Source organism: Phytoactinopolyspora endophytica (assembly GCF_004138495.1).
In the GTDB taxonomy this organism is placed as follows: domain Bacteria; phylum Actinomycetota; class Actinomycetes; order Jiangellales; family Jiangellaceae; genus Phytoactinopolyspora; species Phytoactinopolyspora endophytica.
Genome location: NZ_ML142850.1, coordinates 468,422 through 468,796, shown reverse-complemented (window position 1 = coordinate 468,796; position 375 = coordinate 468,422). Strand labels below are relative to the sequence as shown.

The following is a 375-nucleotide window of genomic DNA, read 5'->3' as shown; positions in this document are numbered from 1 at the left end:
CAATGAGCCTCTGCCGTCGCTGGGGATCGCGGTCGACACCGGGGGCGCGTGTGTACACGGCGGCGTTCGCGCTCAGGCCGTCGATGCTCAGAGCGACGGTGCCGTTGAGAGCGGCGTCGAACTCGACGTCGGCGGCTACATCTTGGACGGTGGATGCCTGCCCGCGCACTGAGTGCGCACTCTGCGACATTTCCGCGACCGTGAGCCTGCCCTGGGTGGCCACGTTCTACGAGCGCGAGGGGTTCATGGTGGTCAACACCGAGCCGGCCAGCTCGGGCGATCCGAACGCCGCGATCGTCTGGCGTCGGCTGGAGCTCCGCGACTGAGCTACGGCAGGCTCCGTTAGCGCGGTGCCGTCACTCCTCGATGCCGTCC

General features: G+C 68.5%; 1 protein-coding gene. It reads right to left on the bottom strand.

The window, feature by feature from the left end; translation table 11 throughout:
* A partial coding sequence (locus ELR45_RS34635) for a hypothetical protein (RefSeq protein WP_165367500.1) occupies positions 1-190 on the bottom strand: 190 nt, incomplete at its 3' end.
* Positions 191-375: the final 185 nt, after the last annotated feature.